This is a genomic window from Coprococcus sp. AF51-11b1, assembly GCF_027682785.1.
Lineage (GTDB): Bacteria > Bacillota > Clostridia > Lachnospirales > Lachnospiraceae > Allocoprococcus > Allocoprococcus comes.
Genome location: NZ_JAQCZB010000017.1, coordinates 49,161 through 67,202 on the forward strand (window position 1 = coordinate 49,161; position 18,042 = coordinate 67,202).

Below are 18,042 nucleotides of genomic sequence, written 5' to 3' on the forward strand. Positions count from 1 at the left end.
GATGTTGTGGCGAAGTGGAAAAAACAGAGTTTATTTTTACTTATTTATTGCTTTTGGATGAACATAGGCTTAAATTCATGATATTTTTCAAAATGGGACTCATCTACACGTATGAAAGCAGATCCGATTTTGGCATGAAGATAAGGGATAATATCGCTGTCGTAATTGCAGATGGTGTTGAGTGCAAAGACATGATGATTATCCGGATTGTCCATATATTCGTCATCTTCATTACCAGCCATGAATCTCCAGCCACTGTCCGGATTCCCTTCTGTTGGCTCTTCGCGGAGCATGTAGCCGACTTTGTAGCCTTCTTTTGTGATCTTATCGGAAACGATACAACCTTCCCCATTCGGCTCGTCCCATTCGATTAGATTTTCAATCGGAATTTCGATAAATCCCTGCTCTTTTTCTGCCATTTTTTTCCAGTATTCTTTTAAAATATGAAGCAATGCTTTTGCATTTTCTGTTTCTGTGGCAGAATTGTATTCCTTCATCTCACTGAAGGTTCCGGATTCACTGACGATCCCAAGAAGCCATTTTCCAAAGAAAGATTTCTTGAATTTAAAGATCATACATTTGATCCCATCCTCATCCTCAAAAGAAGCTGTATACTCAATCTTCGCCGGTTTCCGCCCCAGCTCAGCCGGATCAGCCAACCAGTTTTCAAGTTCCTCCATAGCATTCACAATTTCATTATTCATAACTTTGCACCTCACTACTTATAATAATTCCATGTTGATTGATTTTTCTGTAAAGCCACATTTTTTGTACATTTCATATGCAGCAACATAAAAAGTTTCTCTCCCTAAAGCATCCTGAAAAGCATCCAAAGAGAAAAAATCCTTACTTTCTTTGTAAATATCAGGCCGCCAGTTCACATGCAAAGCCTGAACCTGATTCAGGATATGTACTACACTGTCAAAATCATTGGTTTCCGCAGGTCTGATAATTATATCCATATATATCCTCCTTCGTAAAGCATGAAAAAATATATACCTATAATTCAGTATACCATAAACCCAATTATTTCAATATAGAATATGTTCTTTTATAATTTAAAAGATTTGCTACTCATAGCAAATTATATGATAATCAAAAAACTAGTAAAGTAATTTCCACACAACAAATATCATCTCTTCATAAAAACATTTTAATAAATAACCTTTTCATCAACAAATTTCAACTGCACATTTGCCAAGCCACAGGAAAATCGTCCCCCTTCCACACCCACTCCCAGGAACCCCACTCCCCCATACCGCATACACTAAAGCATAGAAAAAAGAAATGGAAGTGCCAGACATGGACCTGAGATTGCCTTATTATATGATGTATCCGATTCCACACGCATTTGACGAAGACAAAATCCAGAAGCGCGACCGGGAATACCTGCAAAGTATGTATCCGGCAACAGCAAAAAAGATTTTTCCATATATACAGGAAGAATGCGACCGCCAGGAATATGAAGGAAGCATGATCTATGATGAGTACCCGGATAAGCTCCAGCTGTGCCTGATGTGTCGTAGGGCGTATGAACAGGTCATGAAACAGGAAAAATGGGAAAAAGAGACCTATACTCCGGAACAGATCCGGGAGATCGTAGAAATCCTGATGTACCAGGAATTGATGGAAAGAAGAGGAAAAGGCAGACGGCAACAGGAAAAAACAGTTGCTTCATGCACAGGACTTGTGCTATAATATCGTCCGATATAAAAATGACAGCATCTGAAACACAGTTTCGGTAAGGAGTGGGCCAGGGTACATATGAAGAATATTATATTTATCGGAATGCCGGCAGTTGGAAAAAGTACCGTCGGAGTGGTAGTCGCAAAGCGGCTTGGATACGAGTTTATTGATACAGATCTGCTGATTCAGAAGCAGGAGAACAGACTTTTGCGGGAGATTATCGCAGAAGAAGGTCTGGACGGATTCTTAAGTATTGAGAATCAGGTCAATCGTGATGTGGAAGCGGAACATGCGGTGATTTCCCCGGGAGGAAGCGTAGTTTACTGTGAAGAAGCAATGAAGCATTACAAAGAGATCGGAACCATTGTTTATCTGCATGCGTCATTTGAGGTTATCAATTCCAGACTGAAGAATGCAAAGAAAAGGGGAGTTGCACTTCGGGACGGGCAGACGCTGAAGGATCTATATGACGAAAGAGTAGTATTATTTGAAAAATATGCAGATATTACTGTTTCAGAGGATGGACTGGAGCTGGAAGAAACCATTGAAAATGTAATGGAAGTTTTGGAAAATCAATAAATTTTTTAAAGAAATTATTACAAAAGTTTTACGAAAATGAAGAAGGCAAGATAAATAATTTTGCAATGAATATAGAAATATGCTATACTGATATGTGATATAGAGGATTATACAAAAAGCTTCATACAAATCCTGAGAGATCTGGAAAGAATAAAAAGTATGAGGTTTTTTATTCATGAAATAATAAAGAGTATGAATAGAGTGTTTGACAGAAGTATAGAACAGGATATATTTCAGAGGGAAAGAAATCGTTAATTGAGGTGCGAAATGGAACAGTATATTATTAAGGGTGGCAATCCGCTGGTCGGCGAAGTCGAGATTGGTGGAGCAAAGAATGCAGCACTGGCAATTCTAGCAGCTGCGATTATGACAGATGAGACAGTTACTATCGATAATCTTCCGGATGTCAACGATATCAACGTTCTGCTGGAAGCAATCAGTGGAATTGGTGCCGAGGTTGACCGTATTGACCGGCACACAGTCAGAATCAACGGAAGCAACATTGAAAATTTTGATATAGAATATGATTACATCAAGAAGATCCGTGCATCTTATTACTTGCTCGGAGCACTTCTTGGTAAGTATAAAAGAGCAGAAGTCGCTCTTCCGGGAGGATGCAATATCGGAAGCCGTCCGATCGACCAGCATCTGAAAGGTTTTCGTGCGCTTGGTGCTTATGTGGATATCGAGCATGGCAAGATTATCGCAGAAGCAGAGCGTCTGATCGGAAAGCACATTTATTTTGATGTGGTAAGCGTAGGAGCTACGATCAACGTTATGATGGCAGCATCGATGGCAGAAGGACTTACGATCCTTGAGAATGTGGCGAAAGAGCCTCATGTTGTCGATGTGGCAAACTTCCTGAACAGTATGGGAGCGAACATTCGTGGAGCAGGTACGGACGTGATCAAGATCCGCGGTGTATCCCGCCTTCATAAGACAGATTATTCTATCATTCCGGATCAGATCGAAGCCGGCACATTTATGTTTGCGGCAGCAGCAACCAGAGGTGATGTGACTGTTATGAATGTCATTCCGAAGCATCTGGAAGCTACGATTGCAAAGCTTGTTGAGATCGGATGTGAAGTAGAAGAATTTGATGATGCAGTGCGTGTTGTGTCCAAAGGAGATCTTCATAATACACAGGTGAAGACTCTTCCATATCCGGGATTCCCGACAGATATGCAGCCGCAGATCGGTGTTACACTTGCTCTTTGTAAAGGGACAAGCACGATTACAGAAAGTATTTTTGAGAATCGTTTCAAATATCTTTCAGAACTTGCAAGAATGGGTGCAAATGTCAAGGTTGAAGGCAATGCAGCGACTATCGAAGGCGTAGATAAATTCTCGGGAGCAAGGGTCAGCGCACCGGATCTTCGTGCAGGAGCAGCACTTGTGATTGCAGGAATGGCCGCAGATGGCATTACGATCGTAGATGACATCGTATATATCCAGAGGGGATACGAACGTTTTGAAGAGAAGCTCAGAAGTCTCGGTGCAGTGATCGAGAGAGTTTCTACAGAACGTGAGATCCAGAAATTCAAGTTAAAAGTAGGTTAAGACAGGAATTCCTGTTTTGATAGAACATATTTCCTAAAATGTATATTGACGGAAGCTATGGACAGTGTTATGATGTGTAGCGGTAACAATTAAATACGCTTTCTCTTATTCAGAGTGGTGGAGGTACAAAGGACCTGCGAAGCCACGGCAACCCCGGTAAGCCGGAAGGTGCCAACCTGAGCGAGCAATCGAACAATAAGAGGATTGATGATGAGATATCAGGTCAGTCCTTTGGGGCTGACCTTTAAATTTGCATAGACAGAAGAGAAATTCTGTTTGTCGATTTTCATTATTCCAGAGATAAGAGAGGCAGATACAAAGAAGAAAAGAAAGGAAAAAAGATGGAGAGATTATTATTTACTTCTGAATCAGTAACTGAAGGACATCCGGATAAGATGTGCGACCAGATTTCCGATGCGATCCTGGATGCACTTATGGAGCAGGATCCAATGAGCCGTGTAGCTTGCGAGACATGCGCGACTACAGGAATTGTTATGGTAATGGGAGAAATTACTACAAATGCATATGTAGATATTCAGAAAATCGTTCGTGATACTGTTCGCGAAATTGGTTATACAAGAGGAAAGTACGGATTTGATGCTGACACATGTGGCGTTCTGACAGCAATTGACGAACAGTCAAGCGATATTGCCATGGGTGTTGATAAAGCTCTTGAAGCAAAGGAACACAAGATGTCAGATGAAGAATTGGAAGCAATCGGTGCAGGAGACCAGGGAATGATGTTCGGCTATGCATCTGATGAGACAGAAGAATATATGCCTTATCCGATCGCTCTTGCACACAAACTTGCAAGACGTCTTACAGAAGTAAGAAAGAACGGAACACTTCCATATCTTCGTCCGGATGGAAAAACACAGGTAACAGTAGAATATGATGAAAATGGAGTTCCGGCCCGCCTTGATGCAGTTGTACTTTCTACACAGCATGATCCGGATGTTTCACAGGAACAGATCCATGAAGACGTGAAAAAATACATTTTTGATGAAATCCTTCCGGCAGATATGGTAGATGAGAATACAAAATTCTTCATCAATCCGACCGGACGTTTTGTGATCGGTGGACCACATGGGGACAGCGGCCTTACCGGACGTAAGATCATCGTAGATACTTATGGGGGAATGGCGCGTCACGGCGGTGGAGCTTTCTCAGGAAAAGACTGTACAAAGGTAGACCGTTCAGCAGCTTATGCAGCACGTTATGTTGCTAAGAATATCGTAGCAGCAGGAATTGCCAAAAAATGCGAGATCCAGCTTTCTTATGCAATCGGTGTTGCACAGCCGACATCTGTCATGGTAGATACTTTCGGAACAGGAAAGATTGCGGATGATAAGCTTGTGGAAATCGTTCGAGAAAACTTTGACCTTCGTCCGGCTGGAATTATCAAGATGCTTGATCTGAGACGTCCGATCTACAAACAGACAGCAGCTTACGGACACTTTGGACGTAACGACCTGGATCTTCCATGGGAGAAGTTGGATAAAGTGGATACTTTGAAGAAATATCTTTAATAACAGGTTCTGAATTTGATCGTTTTAGAAAAAATTTAGAAAATTTTACGGGTGCTTTGATGTGAAGCACCCGTTTTTATGATATGCTATTAGTTATCAGGCAGACTTGCGTGAGCGCCATACGGACCTCATAACCGGGCGTGCACGATGAATGGAGGATGAATATAGCATGAAACTAAGGACGAAACTGGTGATTTCTTTTGTGACGATGATCATGATACCGACTATCCTGACAACGGCATTTATATTTGGAATTGCGCGTTATCAGATTGGAGTCATTGAGCATACTTATGGAATTACCGGTGAGGAATATAAAGATTTTGCAAAATCCATCAGAGTGCTGGGAGATATGCCGGAGATCCAGCAGTTTATTATAAGCGCATGTATCGCAGTAGTCCTGATTCTGGCATTTACAGCGATGATCATGATGGTGTGGATTTATGGAAGTATCATCAGTCCGATTCACAAGTTGCAGGAAGCAGCGCAGAACGTAGAAGAAGGCAATCTGAATTTTGAGATCAAGCCGGAAAAAGATGATGAGATGGGACGGCTGATGCAGGCATTTGAAAAGATGCGGATCCGTCTGAGAGATAATGCAGAGGAGAAGCTGAAGAGTGACCGGGAAAGCAAAGAACTGATCAGCAATATTTCCCATGACTTAAAGACGCCGATCACAGCGATCAAGGGCTATGTGGAAGGAATCCGTGACGGGGTTGCAGATACGCCGGAGAAGATGGAAAAATATATCGGAACCATTTATAATAAGGCGAATGAGATGGATACGCTGATCAACGAACTGACCTTATATGCGAAGATTGATACAAACCGGATCCCGTACAACTTTGCACCGCTTTCAGTCAACGATTATTTCAATGACTGTGCCGAAGATATTGAGATGGAGCTGGATTCAAAGAATGTAGAGTTTGGTTATTTCAATTATGTAGAGGGTGATCAGAAGATCATTGCAGATCCGGAACAGTTAAAGAGAGTGATCAACAACATTGTCAGCAATTCTTTGAAATACATGGAACGAGAGCACGGGCTGATCAATCTGCGGGTAAAAGACGTAGGTGATTTTATTCAGGTAGAGCTTGAGGATAACGGAAAAGGAATCGCAGCGAAAGATCTGCCGAATATATTTGACCGGTTCTACCGGACGGATGCTTCAAGGAATTCATCCAAGGGCGGAAGCGGAATCGGTCTTTCAATCGTGAAGAAGATCATTGAAGATCACGGTGGCAAAATCTGGGCGACCAGCCGGGAAGGTGTTGGCACAGTGATGTATTTTGTAATCAGAAAATATCAGGAGGTACCGATAAATGAGTAAGATTTTAATTGTAGAAGACGAAGAGAGTATTGCAGATCTGGAGAAAGATTATCTGGAGCTGAGTGGATTTGAAGTAGAGGTTGCAAATGATGGACAGACAGGGCTTGATAAGGCGCTTTTCGGTGATTTTGATCTGGTGATCTTGGATCTGATGCTTCCGGGCGTGGATGGCTTTGAGATTTGTCGTAAGGTTCGTGCGGAAAAGAATACACCGATCATCATGGTATCTGCGAAAAAAGATGATATCGACAAGATCAGAGGACTCGGACTTGGGGCTGATGACTATATGACCAAGCCGTTTAGTCCAAGCGAGCTGGTGGCAAGGGTAAAAGCACATCTGGCACGTTATGAGCGGCTGATCGGAAGTGCCGTGGAAGAGAATAAGGTGATCGAGATCCGTGGACTTAAGATTGATACCACTGCACGCCGAGTGTGGGTAAACGGAGTGGAGAAGAATTTTACAACAAAAGAGTTTGATCTTCTGACCTTCCTTGCCAGTCATCCGAACCATGTATATACCAAGGATGAACTTTTCAGCGAGATCTGGGATATGGAATCTATCGGAGATATCGCAACGGTAACTGTGCACATCAAGAAAATCCGTGAGAAAATTGAATATGATACCTCAAATCCACAGTATATTGAGACAATCTGGGGTGTGGGATATCGTTTCAAGATGTAATGAAAAAGAATAAAAGGAAAGAGATTACAGTATGATAACCAGTACAGGAAATGCCAGGGTAAAACAGCTTGTTACATGGCAGAAAAAGAGAAAGGCACGTGATGAAGAAGGCGTCTATATCGTAGAAGGGATCCGGATGTACCGGGAAGCTCCGCGTGCGCAGGTGAGAGAGGTTTATGTATCGGAGCAGTTTTACAGCCGATATGGAGAAGAGCTGGGACTTTCGGCATGGGGAAGACAGATGGAAATCCTGTCAGATCATGTATTTTCCCACGTGTCAGATACAAAGACACCACAGGGGATCCTGCTTGTGATGGAGCAGAGGAGCTGTGAGATATGTGAGATGCTGGATCTGGACGCGCAGGGAAGGAAACCGCTTCTGATGGTGCTGGATAATCTGCAGGATCCGGGAAACCTGGGAACCATTCTCCGTGCAGGGGAAGCGGCAGGCGTAACCGGCGTGATCATGAGTCACGACTGTGTGGATATTTACAATCCCAAGGTGATCCGTTCAACGATGGGATCGGTTTACCGAATGCCGTTTGTGTATGTAGAGCATTTGCCAGAAACCCTGGAAGTACTTGCAGAAGCCGGGATTCATTCCTATGCGGCACATCTGAAAGGAAAGAACAGCTACGATCAGGAGGATTACACAAGAGGGACAGCATTTTTAATTGGAAATGAGGGTAACGGACTTCGGGATGAAGTGGCAGATGTAGCAGAGTGTTATATCAAGATTCCGATGTGTGGAGAGGTAGAATCACTGAATGCGGCGGTTGCATCTTCGGTTCTGATGTTCGAGGCGGCAAGACAGCGACGGTAGTGATGAGGGGAAATCAAGCGCAAAGGAGAGTGTGATTTGATGAAACCGATAATCGATTTAAATAAAGAATATGGATTGGTATTCGATGGAGGAGGAGCCAGAGGTGCGTATCAGATCGGTGCGTGGCGGGCTCTTTCGGAAGCTGGTGTGAAGATCAGTGCAGTAGCGGGTACTTCTGTGGGCGCCCTGAATGGCGCCCTTGTTTGTATGGGAGATCTGGAGAAAGCAGGACATATCTGGAAAGAGATGGCATTTTCCCGTGTTATGGATGTGGATGATGAGTTGATGGAACAGTTCTTTGATGGAGAGGCATCCATAAGAGAGATTTTGAAAGGTCTCTGGAAGAAGCTTGCAGATGGTGGAATTGATATTACACCGCTTAAGGAATTGATCCATGAGGTTGTAGACGAAGAAAAGATCAGGAAATGCGGAAAAGAATTCTGCCTTTTGACATTTTCTGTATCGGATATGAAGGAACTGGATCTGAGTATTGAAGATATACCGGAAGGTCTTCTGGAGGATTTTCTTCTTGCCAGCGCATATCTGCTTGGATTTAAAAATGAACCGCTGCACGGCAAGACATATATTGATGGTGGTGCGGTCAATAATGTGCCGACCGCGTCTCTTCTAAAAAGGGGATATAAGGATCTGATCCAGGTAAGGATCTTTGGTCCGGGAAGAGTGCCGAAGACGACGATTCCGGAAGACGGCTCTCTGCTGGAGATCGAACCGAGAGTAGGACTTGGCAGTATTCTCGAATTTTCGGCAAAGCGGAGCAGACAGAATTTGAAAATTGGCTATTATGATGCAAAAAGAGCGCTTTACGGGCTCACTGGATCGATTTACTATATTGAAGAAACACGAGAAGAGTGTTATTATGTAGAAATAATGAAGCTTTTGAGCGAACTTGAAAAGACGGAATATCGTTTCAAACTCAAGTTGCCGATCGGCTGTTCAGACAGAGAGTTGTTCTATGGAATGCTGGAGGCAAGTGCGAAGCTCATGAGAATTCCAAAATATAATATTTATACAGCAGATGAACTGTGGAATGAGACGAGCAGAAAGTACGAGACTCTTACAGATGAGGGAAAAGAAAAACTGCCGAAATTCGTCCATGCGATTGCAAAGCTGAGAAAGGACTACAAGATGAATTTAAAAGGAAGAAGTTTTTTGAAACTGGAAGATTATACACCGGCAGAGATTGAATATCTCGTTGACCTGGCAGGTGAATTAAAGGCAAAGAAGAAAGCAGGAATTAAAGGACACAGCCTGGAAGGAAAGAACATTGCCCTTATTTTTGAAAAGCCATCTACAAGAACCAGATGTGCATTTACCGTAGGAGCACAGGATGAAGGTGGAATCCCGACATACCTTGCAGGTAATGAGATCCAGTTAGGCGATAAAGAGAGTATCGAAGATACAGCACGTGTACTTGGAAGAATGTTCGATGGAATCGAATTCCGTGGATTTGAACAGAGATACGCAGATGTACTTGCAGAGTACAGTGGAGTTCCGGTATGGAATGGTCTGACAGATACTACACATCCGACACAATGTCTGGCTATGCTCCTTACCATGAAAGAAGAATTCGGACACCTGAAAGGTCTGAAGGTTGCATACCTTGGAGATGGACGTAACAACGTTGCGAACAGCCTTTTGGTAGGATGCGCCAAAATCGGAGTAGATGTAGCAATCGTTGCACCGAAGCCACTCTGGACTTCGGAATCTCTGTGGAAGAGATGTGACGAATATGCAAAAGAATCCGGAGCAACTATCGAGATCACCGATGACCTTGATGGTGTAAAGGGAGCAGATGTCATTTACACAGACGTATGGATTTCCATGGGTGAAGAAAAGAAAGAGCAGGAAAGAGAGCGTCTCGGAAAGCCATATCAGGTAAATGCAGCTCTGATGGAACGTACAGGAAAAGATACTACAATCTTCTCACACTGCTTGCCGGCGATCAAAGAAAAAGAAGTTACCGAAGAAGTATTTGAAGGACCACAGTCAAGAGTATTTGATGAAGCTGAGAACCGTCTGCATACAATTAAGGCAGTTATGGTTGCAACTTTAGGAGAGAACGAATAATAAGCATGAAAGCGGAGATATTAAAGATGCTCCGGCAGAGCGATGGGTATCTGTCGGGGCAGCAGCTCTGTGACCACTTTCAGGTGTCCAGGACTGCTGTGTGGAAAGCAATCAATCAGTTAAAAGAAGAAGGCTATGAGATTGAAGCTGTGAGAAACAAAGGTTATCGCATTGTGGATATTCCGGATCGGATTACCGCGGATGCGATAAAAAGCTGTCTGGAGACAAAATGGATGGCGAAAAATCTGGAGTATTATGACGAGATCGATTCGACTAATAACCGGGCCAAAGCACTTGGCGAGGCCGGAGGTGCAGATGGAACTCTTTTTGTTGCGGAGACGCAGACGGCGGGAAAAGGAAGACGCGGCAGATGCTGGCAATCACCGGCGGGCAGCAGTATTTCCATGTCGATTCTGTTAAGACCTGTGATGAATCCGTCAGATGCACCGATGTTGACACTTGTCATGGCATATGCGGCAACGAAAGCTTTGCGTGAAAAGACCGAGTTGGATATAGGAATCAAATGGCCGAATGATCTGGTCGTGAGTGGAAAGAAGATCAGTGGGATACTGACGGAGATGAGCGCAGAGATCGATTACATCAATCATGTAGTGATCGGAATAGGAATCAATGTCAATATGGAGTCCTTTCCGGAAGATATCGCAAAGACAGCGACTTCACTGCGGATCGAAGCGGGCAAAGAATTTCGCAGGTTTGAGCTGATCGCTGCGATCATGGAGCATTTTGAAAAAGCCTACGAAGCGGTCTGCGAGGCGGGGAGTCTGGAGCCGATCATGGAAGATTATAACCGTCTGCTGGTAAACTGTGGGCGTCGGGTGCGTGTACTGGAACCGGAACATGAATATGATGCACTGGCACTGGGGATTGACAAGACCGGGGAATTGCAGGTAGAATGTGAAGACGGCAGCAGAAAGTCTGTCTTTGCCGGAGAAGTTTCGGTACGTGGAATTTATGGGTATGTATAGAAGGAGAATTTATGTATCAGGATAAGATCGTATTATGCGGAGCCAACTCTTACGAAGAAAAATTTTATATGAATCCGGATTTTGATAATCTGCCACAGCACATCAAAGATGAATTGAAGATCATGTGTGTGCTGTATGTACATGATGTTGGGGGAATCCTTACACTTGTATTTGAGGAGAATGGGGAGCTGGAATTTGAAGTGACTTCTGCAGAGGGAGATCCGATGTTTGACGAGATCGGAAGCCGTCTGAAGATCAAGGAGATTCAGACAGACGAGAAGAAGCAGGAGCTTCTGACACAGCTTCAGCTTTACTACAAAGTATTTTTTCTGGGGGAAGAGATTGAATGATAAAGACACTGACGATAGGAAATGTAGAGCTTCCGAACCGTTATGTGCTGGCACCGATGGCAGGGGTAACAGACCTGCCATTTCGTCTGTTATGCAAGGAACAGGGAGCAGGGCTTCTGTGCATGGAAATGATCAGTGCAAAGGCGCTCCAGTACAAGAATAAGAATACCAAGGCGCTGCTTGCGATCGATCCAAGAGAATACCCGGTATCACTTCAGCTTTTCGGGGAAGATCCGGACATCATTTCCGAGCAGGCAAAGCGGATCGAAGAACTTCCATTTCAGATCCTGGATATCAATATGGGCTGTCCGGTTCCAAAGGTCGTGCGCAATGGAGAAGGTTCGGCGTTGATGAAGGATCCGAAGCGAATCTATGATATTGTATATAAGACAGCGAAAGCGATCAAGAAACCGGTGACGATAAAGATCCGCAAAGGATTTGACGATACCTGTATCAATGCACCGGAGATTGCGAAGGTTGCAGAAGAAGCAGGTGCAGCGGCAATCGCAGTACATGGAAGGACCAGAGAACAGTATTACTCTGGAAATGCAGACTGGGAGATTATCCGTAAGGTGAAAGAAGCAGTGAAGATTCCTGTAATCGGAAATGGAGATGTGACAGGCGGACAGAAGGCACTGGATATGTTTGAGCAGACCGGCTGTGATGGTGTGATGATCGGAAGAGGCTGCCAGGGAAATCCATGGATCTTCAGGGAATTACTGGCATATGAAGAGACCGGATCCATTCCGGAAAGACCGGGCACAGACCAGATCCGGGAAACAATGCTGCGTCATGCAAGACTGCAGATCGAGTTCAAGGGAGATTATATCGGAATCCGTGAAATGCGCAAGCATGTGGCATGGTATACCAAGGGAATGCAGGGTTCTGCGAAGCTCAGAGATGAGATCAATCAGGTGGAAAGTTATGAAGAACTGGAGAACCTTTTAATGGAAAAAATCGGATAGACATAAAACGTGTTCTTTCGCATGAGAGAATGCGTTTTTGCATATATTAAACCAGCAAAGAATTGTTGACACAGCCGCCGGAAATATGTATAATAATGAAATTGTGAAAGTAGCTTTAAATGCGGATAAAATCAGTATCTGCGGCTTGAATAGAAAATGATTTGTCGGTAAGTAAGGAGAATTATAATGGAAGCAAAGAAAACATTACTCACCTATACAGGACTTAAGAAACTGGAAGATGAGCTTGAAAATTTAAAAGTTGTGAAAAGAAAAGAAGTAGCAGGAAAGATCAAAGAAGCCAGAGAACAGGGAGACCTTTCAGAGAACGCTGAGTACGATGCAGCAAAGGACGAGCAGCGTGATATCGAGGCACGTATCGAAGAACTTGAGAAAATCCTCAAGAATGCAGAAGTTGTAGTAGAAGATGACGTGGATCTTGATACCATCAACATCGGATGTACAGTAGATGTATATGATAAAGAATTTGAAGAGGAAATCGTATTTCAGCTGGTAGGTTCTACAGAAGCAAACAGCCTGGAAGGTAAGATTTCCAATGAATCTCCGGTAGGAAAAGCCCTGATCGGTAAGAAAGTCGGAGACGTAGTAGCAGTTGAGACACAGGCAGGAGTTATTGAGTACGAAGTACTGAAGATCAATCGTTCAGTATAAGATGGTATACAGCAGAGAGAAGGAGTGAAAAAAGTGGCAACACAGCAGAACAATGGACAGGAACAGGATTTGAATCATTTAAGAAAGGTGCGCCGTGAGAAACTTGCAGAACTGCAGGCAAACGGACAGAATCCTTTTGAGATCACAAAATATGACGTAACACATCACAGCCAGGAAGTGAAAGACAACTTTGATGAACTGGAAGGAAAACACGTTGTACTCGCAGGACGTATGATGTCCAAACGTGTGATGGGAAAAGCATCTTTCTGTAATGTGCAGGATTTACAGGGAAATATCCAGTCTTATGTAGCAAGAGACAGTATCGGAGAAGAAGAATATAAAGCATTCAAGAAGATGGATATCGGTGATATCGTAGGTCTTGAAGGAGAAGTATTCAAAACAAAGACAGGGGAGATTTCCATTCATGCATCTGCTGTAAAGCTTCTCTCAAAGAGTCTGCAGATCCTTCCGGAGAAGTTCCACGGACTGACAAATACAGATACCCGTTATCGTCAGAGATATGTGGATCTGATCATGAACCCGGAAGTAAAGGATACTTTTATTAAACGTTCCAAGATCCTTACCGCAATCCGTAAATATCTTGGAAATGAAGGCTTTATGGAAGTAGAGACTCCGATGCTTGTACAGAATGCCGGAGGAGCAGCTGCAAGACCGTTCGAGACACATTTCAACGCCCTGAACGAAGACCTGAAGCTCCGTATCTCTCTGGAACTTTATCTGAAGAGACTGATCGTTGGTGGTCTGGAAAGAGTATATGAGATTGGACGTGTATTCCGTAACGAAGGTCTTGATACAAGACATAACCCGGAATTCACTCTGATGGAACTTTACCAGGCATACACAGACTATCATGGCATGATGGATCTGACAGAAAACCTGTATCGTTTCGTTGCACAGGAAGTTCTTGGAACAACACAGATCGTATACAAAGGAATCGAGATGGATCTCGGTAAACCGTTTGAACGTATCACAATGGTTGATGCGGTTAAGAAATATGCAGGTGTTGACTGGAACGAAGTAGAAACTCTTGAACAGGCAAGAGAACTTGCGAAAGCACACAATCTTGAATTTGAAGAAAGACATAAAAAAGGTGATATTCTGAATCTGTTCTTCGAAGAATATGTAGAAGAACACCTTCTTCAGCCGACATTCGTTATGGATCATCCGGTTGAGATTTCACCACTTACAAAGAAGAAACCGGAAAATCCGGACTATGTAGAACGTTTCGAGTTCTTCATGAACGGATGGGAAATGGCAAATGCATACTCAGAGCTGAATGACCCGATCGATCAGAGAGAACGTTTCAAAGCACAGGAAGAACTGCTTGCACAGGGTGATGATGAAGCCAACACAACAGATGAAGACTTCATGAACGCACTGGAAATTGGTATGCCGCCTACAGGTGGTATCGGATTCGGTATCGACCGTATGTGTATGCTGTTGACAGGGGCTGAGGCGATCAGAGATGTGCTGCTGTTCCCGACAATGAAGTCCTTAGATGGTGTAAATAAGAAAAATGATGTAAATAATACAGCTTCTGAAGCACCTGAAAAAAATGTAAAAACTGAGTCTGAAAAGATTGATTTTTCTAAGGTAAAGGTAGAGCCTTTATTTGAGGAATTTGTTGATTTTGATACATTCAGCAAGTCAGATTTCCGTGCAGTAAAGGTTAAAGAGTGTGTTGCAGTACCAAAGTCAAAGAAACTGTTACAGTTTACGCTTGATGACGGAACAGGCACAGACAGAACCATTTTAAGCGGTATTCATAGCTTTTATGAGCCGGAAGAACTGGTTGGAAAGACTCTTATTGCTATCACAAATCTTCCACCGAGAGCTATGATGGGCATTGACTCTTGCGGTATGCTCCTCAGCGCTATTCATGAAGAAGAAGGCGAAGAAAAGCTTCATCTTCTGATGGTTGATGACCACATTCCGGCAGGTGCAAAGCTCTATTAAGATGATGTAAAGATGTACCGTTTTACCAAATAGACGGGACGTACTTCATTTGATAAAAAACTGAAAAAACAGCGATTTACATCAAACTTACATCAATTGATGCAGAAATCGGTGCAAGCAAGAAAAAATCGCATAATTAGTGCAATGAGTGGGCAATTCCAATCGGGATTGCCCATTTTTAAAACAAACAGAAATACAAATCGGAATTTATAAAGGAGAATATTGATGAAACTATTTTTATGTTCGCATTTTTCAAGTGTAGGAAGTCTGATAAAGGAAGAAATTGATAACAAGAAAGTCGCATTTATTCCCACAGCTTCGCTGCGTGAAGGCTATACCGGTTATGTCGGCTCGGCTCGAAAGCTATTCAATAAACTGGGAGCAGCCGTAACGGAAATTGATATTTCAACGGAGGCTTATTTAACGATACAGTCCGTTTTTGAAGATGCGGATGTGATATATTTTACCGGCGGAAATTCTTTCTTCCTTATGGACCAGCTCCGTAAAACGGGAACGGATGAGCTATTGAAGAAAGAATTGGCAAAGGGAAAACTGATGATCGGTGAATCGGCGGGTGCGATTATATGCGCTCCAACTATCCAATATATTGAACAAATGGATGAAAAGCCGGAGGACTACTCACAAGAAGATGATGCAGGGCTTGATTTGATTGATTTCTATGTTCTTCCGCACTATCTTACAGCACCATTTAAGAAAGTTACCGAGAAAATAATGACTGAATTTTCGGATTTGAATCTATGCCCAATTAACAACCGTCAGGGAATTGTAATTGATGGTGAAGGTTCAAAGGTTATTTGCAAAGACTAATTTGAAAATTCCAGTTTGCCAACTTGCCCTTTGAGAGAGGAGAAATCCTTTTCTCAAAGGGCTTTTTCTATTTATACGGATATTCGCAAACTACAAGATAAAGCCAAAACTTCATATACTCTAAGCACAGAGGAAGTGGAGGTTTTGATATGAATAACAGTTTATCAGTAGTGCATCCGGAATTGATAGTTGAGTGGTCTAAGAAGAATCTGCCACTGACACCAGATGGTATTACATTCGGCTCTAACAAAGTCGTCTGGTGGAAAGGCAGCTGTGGGCATGAATGGCAGACCAGTGTTAAGGCAAGGTCAAAGGGCGAGAAATGCCCGATCTGCTCCGGGGTGAGAGCAGTCGCAGGAATTAACGATCTAAGTACATTGAAGCCGGGATTGGCTTCTGAGTGGTCCAAGAAGAATGAAATCAAACCGACAGAGGTAACCGTAGGTTCTCATAAGAAAGTCATCTGGAAGTGTCGACTGGGGCATGAATGGACAGCATCGGTTAAGAGCAGGAGTATCAATGGTTCTGGTTGTCCATACTGTTCCCATAATAAGGTGCTTGTTGGATTTAATGACCTTGCGACAGTGGTTCCAAAAGTTGCGGATGAATGGTCAGAGAAAAATGAGAAGAAGCCAACGGAAGTTACTGCATTTGCTAATCGTAAAGCATGGTGGAAGTGCAGGGATTGCGATTATGAATGGAATACACTTATTTCTACACGCTCAGGCGGAAGCAAGTGTCCTTGTTGCAGTGGCTATACCTTTATAAAAGGCAGGAATGATTTGAAAACAACACATCCGGAGATTACTGAAGAATGGTCAGAAAAGAATTATCCGTTACAGCCTGATGAGGTCAATGCAAAGTCGAGAAAAAATGTGTGGTGGCATTGTAAGAAATGTGGCAATGAATGGAAGTCAGTCATCAATGCCCGAATAAAAGGAGCTGTTTGTTCGGTATGTGCCGAAAGAGAAGTGCTTGCAGGATACAATGATCTGGCGACAACGGATAAAAATCTACTCAGTGACTGGGATTATGAACAGAACAGAATACAGCCGACAGAAGTATCACGAACTTCTGCTAAACGAGCATGGTGGAAATGCAGACACGGACATTCATGGAGTATGAAGATCAATGAACGGACAATTCTCGGAAAAGGTTGCAGGATATGTGAGCAGGAGTATTTATCAGTGTTTCCGGCTTTTGCCCTCAGTTTTTATTCACATATGAAAGGATTGAAAATCGAACTCGGCTCAGACAGAGTTTTAGGGATACCGCTTGATACTTATATTCCATCTGAACAGGTGGCGATTGAAGTGAACAGCGGTTCAGAAGATATGGAAATCTTAAAAGAACATCTCTGTCAGCAAAGAGGAATTAAACGGATCAAGTTGCCTATGAAAACCAATGAAACAGAAATCGCTTATGCTCAGCGTATCAAAGCAGCCTTTCAAAGTGTACATATATTTATTACTTCCGATACGGAAGAAGATGTCGGGACTATCAGAAACGTATTTGAGAACTGGAGGAACAGCCAATGAGAGAAAAGAAATATCATATTTACTTAACAGCCGAAGAACAGAGCAGAGTTATTCAGTCACTTATCCGGCTGAAAAATGAGCTTCTCGAACAAGGCAGATATACTGACGCAGTGGATGATGTTCTCTGCAAGGTATTGGCAGCCAAGAAGAAGCATAATTTATTCATCTAATCAAATTGCCCAGAATATAAGAGGACCGCCTACACCGAAGTGCAAGCGGTCTTTTTAATGGGAATATTATCCATACAAACTGGAATTTATATAATTATCTCTCTAACTTTCCCCATTTTATAGGCTTTCCCGCCTGTCCATTAGTGAAATGATATGTAGTTTCCCTTATTTTTGCCCTTATGAGATAATCACAAGGGAAATAAGGGAAATTTTTTAGTCATTGCCTACCACTTTATCAAGAAGCCGAACCGATTTTCGTTTCGCATCTCTTGTGGAGTGAGCATA

The 18,042-nt window shown here is 43.0% G+C and carries 18 protein-coding genes and 1 riboswitch; of the genes, 16 read left to right on the forward strand and 2 right to left on the reverse strand.

The window, feature by feature from the left end; all coding sequences use genetic code 11:
• Positions 1-44: 44 nt before the first annotated feature.
• Both PGY05_RS15135 and PGY05_RS15140 read right to left on the reverse strand, forming a co-directional pair.
• Positions 45-704, reverse strand: coding sequence for a DUF2185 domain-containing protein (locus tag PGY05_RS15135; protein ID WP_175305416.1), 660 nt, complete (start codon positions 702-704; stop codon positions 45-47).
• A gap of 18 nt (positions 705-722) precedes the next feature.
• A complete protein-coding gene (locus PGY05_RS15140; RefSeq protein WP_270476250.1) occupies positions 723-962 on the reverse strand; it encodes a hypothetical protein in 240 nt (79 codons plus the stop codon).
• 340 nt (positions 963-1,302) lie between these two features.
• Between PGY05_RS15140 and PGY05_RS15145 the strand changes: the two genes are divergently transcribed.
• From PGY05_RS15145 to PGY05_RS15220, 16 genes are all read left to right on the forward strand, one after another.
• Positions 1,303-1,698: a hypothetical protein gene (locus PGY05_RS15145; RefSeq protein WP_270203718.1), complete on the forward strand. Its 396-nt coding sequence runs from the start codon at positions 1,303-1,305 to the stop codon at positions 1,696-1,698.
• 66 nt (positions 1,699-1,764) lie between these two features.
• Positions 1,765-2,265, forward strand: coding sequence for a shikimate kinase (locus PGY05_RS15150; protein WP_008370092.1), 501 nt, complete (start codon positions 1,765-1,767; stop codon positions 2,263-2,265).
• Positions 2,266-2,532: 267 nt separating this feature from the next.
• Complete coding sequence (locus PGY05_RS15155; RefSeq protein ID WP_008370094.1) at positions 2,533-3,825, forward strand: UDP-N-acetylglucosamine 1-carboxyvinyltransferase; 1,293 nt, start codon at positions 2,533-2,535, stop codon at positions 3,823-3,825.
• A 102-nt stretch (positions 3,826-3,927) separates the two neighbouring features.
• Positions 3,928-4,027: riboswitch (SAM riboswitch) on the forward strand.
• A 139-nt stretch (positions 4,028-4,166) separates the two neighbouring features.
• Positions 4,167-5,354, forward strand: a complete 1,188-nt coding sequence (metK, locus tag PGY05_RS15160; RefSeq protein ID WP_008370096.1) for a methionine adenosyltransferase — start codon at positions 4,167-4,169, stop codon at positions 5,352-5,354.
• Between the two features lie 169 nt (positions 5,355-5,523).
• The gene (locus PGY05_RS15165) at positions 5,524-6,681 is read left to right on the forward strand and encodes a sensor histidine kinase (protein ID WP_055249057.1); all 1,158 of its coding nucleotides are present in this window, start codon (positions 5,524-5,526) and stop codon (positions 6,679-6,681) included.
• Positions 6,674-7,363 (forward strand): response regulator transcription factor, encoded by a 690-nt coding sequence (locus PGY05_RS15170; protein ID WP_008370100.1) that lies wholly within the window; start codon positions 6,674-6,676, stop codon positions 7,361-7,363. Before PGY05_RS15165 ends, PGY05_RS15170 begins: the two co-directional genes overlap by 8 nt.
• 31 nt (positions 7,364-7,394) lie before the next feature.
• On the forward strand, positions 7,395-8,186 hold the full coding sequence (locus tag PGY05_RS15175) for a TrmH family RNA methyltransferase (RefSeq protein WP_173685338.1): 792 nt from the start codon (positions 7,395-7,397) through the stop codon (positions 8,184-8,186).
• A gap of 39 nt (positions 8,187-8,225) precedes the next feature.
• Positions 8,226-10,274, forward strand: coding sequence for an ornithine carbamoyltransferase (gene argF / locus PGY05_RS16730; protein ID WP_082424189.1), 2,049 nt, complete (start codon positions 8,226-8,228; stop codon positions 10,272-10,274).
• A 5-nt stretch (positions 10,275-10,279) separates the two neighbouring features.
• Complete coding sequence (locus PGY05_RS15185; RefSeq protein WP_008370109.1) at positions 10,280-11,260, forward strand: biotin--[acetyl-CoA-carboxylase] ligase; 981 nt, start codon at positions 10,280-10,282, stop codon at positions 11,258-11,260.
• 11 nt (positions 11,261-11,271) lie between these two features.
• Positions 11,272-11,610, forward strand: coding sequence for a DUF6145 family protein (locus PGY05_RS15190; protein ID WP_008370111.1), 339 nt, complete (start codon positions 11,272-11,274; stop codon positions 11,608-11,610).
• Complete coding sequence (gene dusB, locus PGY05_RS15195; protein ID WP_270476251.1) at positions 11,607-12,575, forward strand: tRNA dihydrouridine synthase DusB; 969 nt, start codon at positions 11,607-11,609, stop codon at positions 12,573-12,575. The genes PGY05_RS15190 and dusB overlap by 4 nt, the downstream gene beginning before the upstream one ends.
• A gap of 186 nt (positions 12,576-12,761) precedes the next feature.
• The gene (greA, locus tag PGY05_RS15200) at positions 12,762-13,244 is read left to right on the forward strand and encodes a transcription elongation factor GreA (RefSeq protein WP_008370118.1); all 483 of its coding nucleotides are present in this window, start codon (positions 12,762-12,764) and stop codon (positions 13,242-13,244) included.
• A gap of 33 nt (positions 13,245-13,277) precedes the next feature.
• Positions 13,278-15,221, forward strand: coding sequence for a lysine--tRNA ligase (gene lysS, locus PGY05_RS15205; protein WP_227120185.1), 1,944 nt, complete (start codon positions 13,278-13,280; stop codon positions 15,219-15,221).
• Positions 15,222-15,446: 225 nt separating this feature from the next.
• Positions 15,447-16,049, forward strand: coding sequence for a Type 1 glutamine amidotransferase-like domain-containing protein (locus tag PGY05_RS15210; RefSeq protein ID WP_055039195.1), 603 nt, complete (start codon positions 15,447-15,449; stop codon positions 16,047-16,049).
• A gap of 149 nt (positions 16,050-16,198) precedes the next feature.
• Entirely contained in the window at positions 16,199-17,587 is a 1,389-nt protein-coding gene (locus PGY05_RS15215) for a zinc-ribbon domain-containing protein (protein WP_270476252.1), read from the forward strand.
• Positions 17,584-17,757 (forward strand): hypothetical protein, encoded by a 174-nt coding sequence (locus tag PGY05_RS15220; RefSeq protein ID WP_023920558.1) that lies wholly within the window; start codon positions 17,584-17,586, stop codon positions 17,755-17,757. Before PGY05_RS15215 ends, PGY05_RS15220 begins: the two co-directional genes overlap by 4 nt.
• The last annotated feature ends 285 nt before the right edge of the window (positions 17,758-18,042 follow it).

Bases quoted from the DNA above. Each gene is read 5' to 3' on its own strand.
- PGY05_RS15135 (WP_175305416.1), bottom strand. From the start codon at position 704: ATGAATAATGAAATTGTGAATGCTATGGAGGAACTTGAAAACTGGTTG.
- PGY05_RS15140 (WP_270476250.1), bottom strand. From the start codon at position 962: ATGGATATAATTATCAGACCTGCGGAAACCAATGATTTTGACAGTGTA.
- PGY05_RS15145 (WP_270203718.1), top strand. From the start codon at position 1,303: ATGGACCTGAGATTGCCTTATTATATGATGTATCCGATTCCACACGCA.
- PGY05_RS15150 (WP_008370092.1), top strand. From the start codon at position 1,765: ATGAAGAATATTATATTTATCGGAATGCCGGCAGTTGGAAAAAGTACC.
- PGY05_RS15155 (WP_008370094.1), top strand. From the start codon at position 2,533: ATGGAACAGTATATTATTAAGGGTGGCAATCCGCTGGTCGGCGAAGTC.
- metK (WP_008370096.1), top strand. From the start codon at position 4,167: ATGGAGAGATTATTATTTACTTCTGAATCAGTAACTGAAGGACATCCG.
- PGY05_RS15165 (WP_055249057.1), top strand. From the start codon at position 5,524: ATGAAACTAAGGACGAAACTGGTGATTTCTTTTGTGACGATGATCATG.
- PGY05_RS15170 (WP_008370100.1), top strand. From the start codon at position 6,674: ATGAGTAAGATTTTAATTGTAGAAGACGAAGAGAGTATTGCAGATCTG.
- PGY05_RS15175 (WP_173685338.1), top strand. From the start codon at position 7,395: ATGATAACCAGTACAGGAAATGCCAGGGTAAAACAGCTTGTTACATGG.
- argF (WP_082424189.1), top strand. From the start codon at position 8,226: ATGAAACCGATAATCGATTTAAATAAAGAATATGGATTGGTATTCGAT.
- PGY05_RS15185 (WP_008370109.1), top strand. From the start codon at position 10,280: ATGAAAGCGGAGATATTAAAGATGCTCCGGCAGAGCGATGGGTATCTG.
- PGY05_RS15190 (WP_008370111.1), top strand. From the start codon at position 11,272: ATGTATCAGGATAAGATCGTATTATGCGGAGCCAACTCTTACGAAGAA.
- dusB (WP_270476251.1), top strand. From the start codon at position 11,607: ATGATAAAGACACTGACGATAGGAAATGTAGAGCTTCCGAACCGTTAT.
- greA (WP_008370118.1), top strand. From the start codon at position 12,762: ATGGAAGCAAAGAAAACATTACTCACCTATACAGGACTTAAGAAACTG.
- PGY05_RS15210 (WP_055039195.1), top strand. From the start codon at position 15,447: ATGAAACTATTTTTATGTTCGCATTTTTCAAGTGTAGGAAGTCTGATA.
- PGY05_RS15215 (WP_270476252.1), top strand. From the start codon at position 16,199: ATGAATAACAGTTTATCAGTAGTGCATCCGGAATTGATAGTTGAGTGG.
- PGY05_RS15220 (WP_023920558.1), top strand. From the start codon at position 17,584: ATGAGAGAAAAGAAATATCATATTTACTTAACAGCCGAAGAACAGAGC.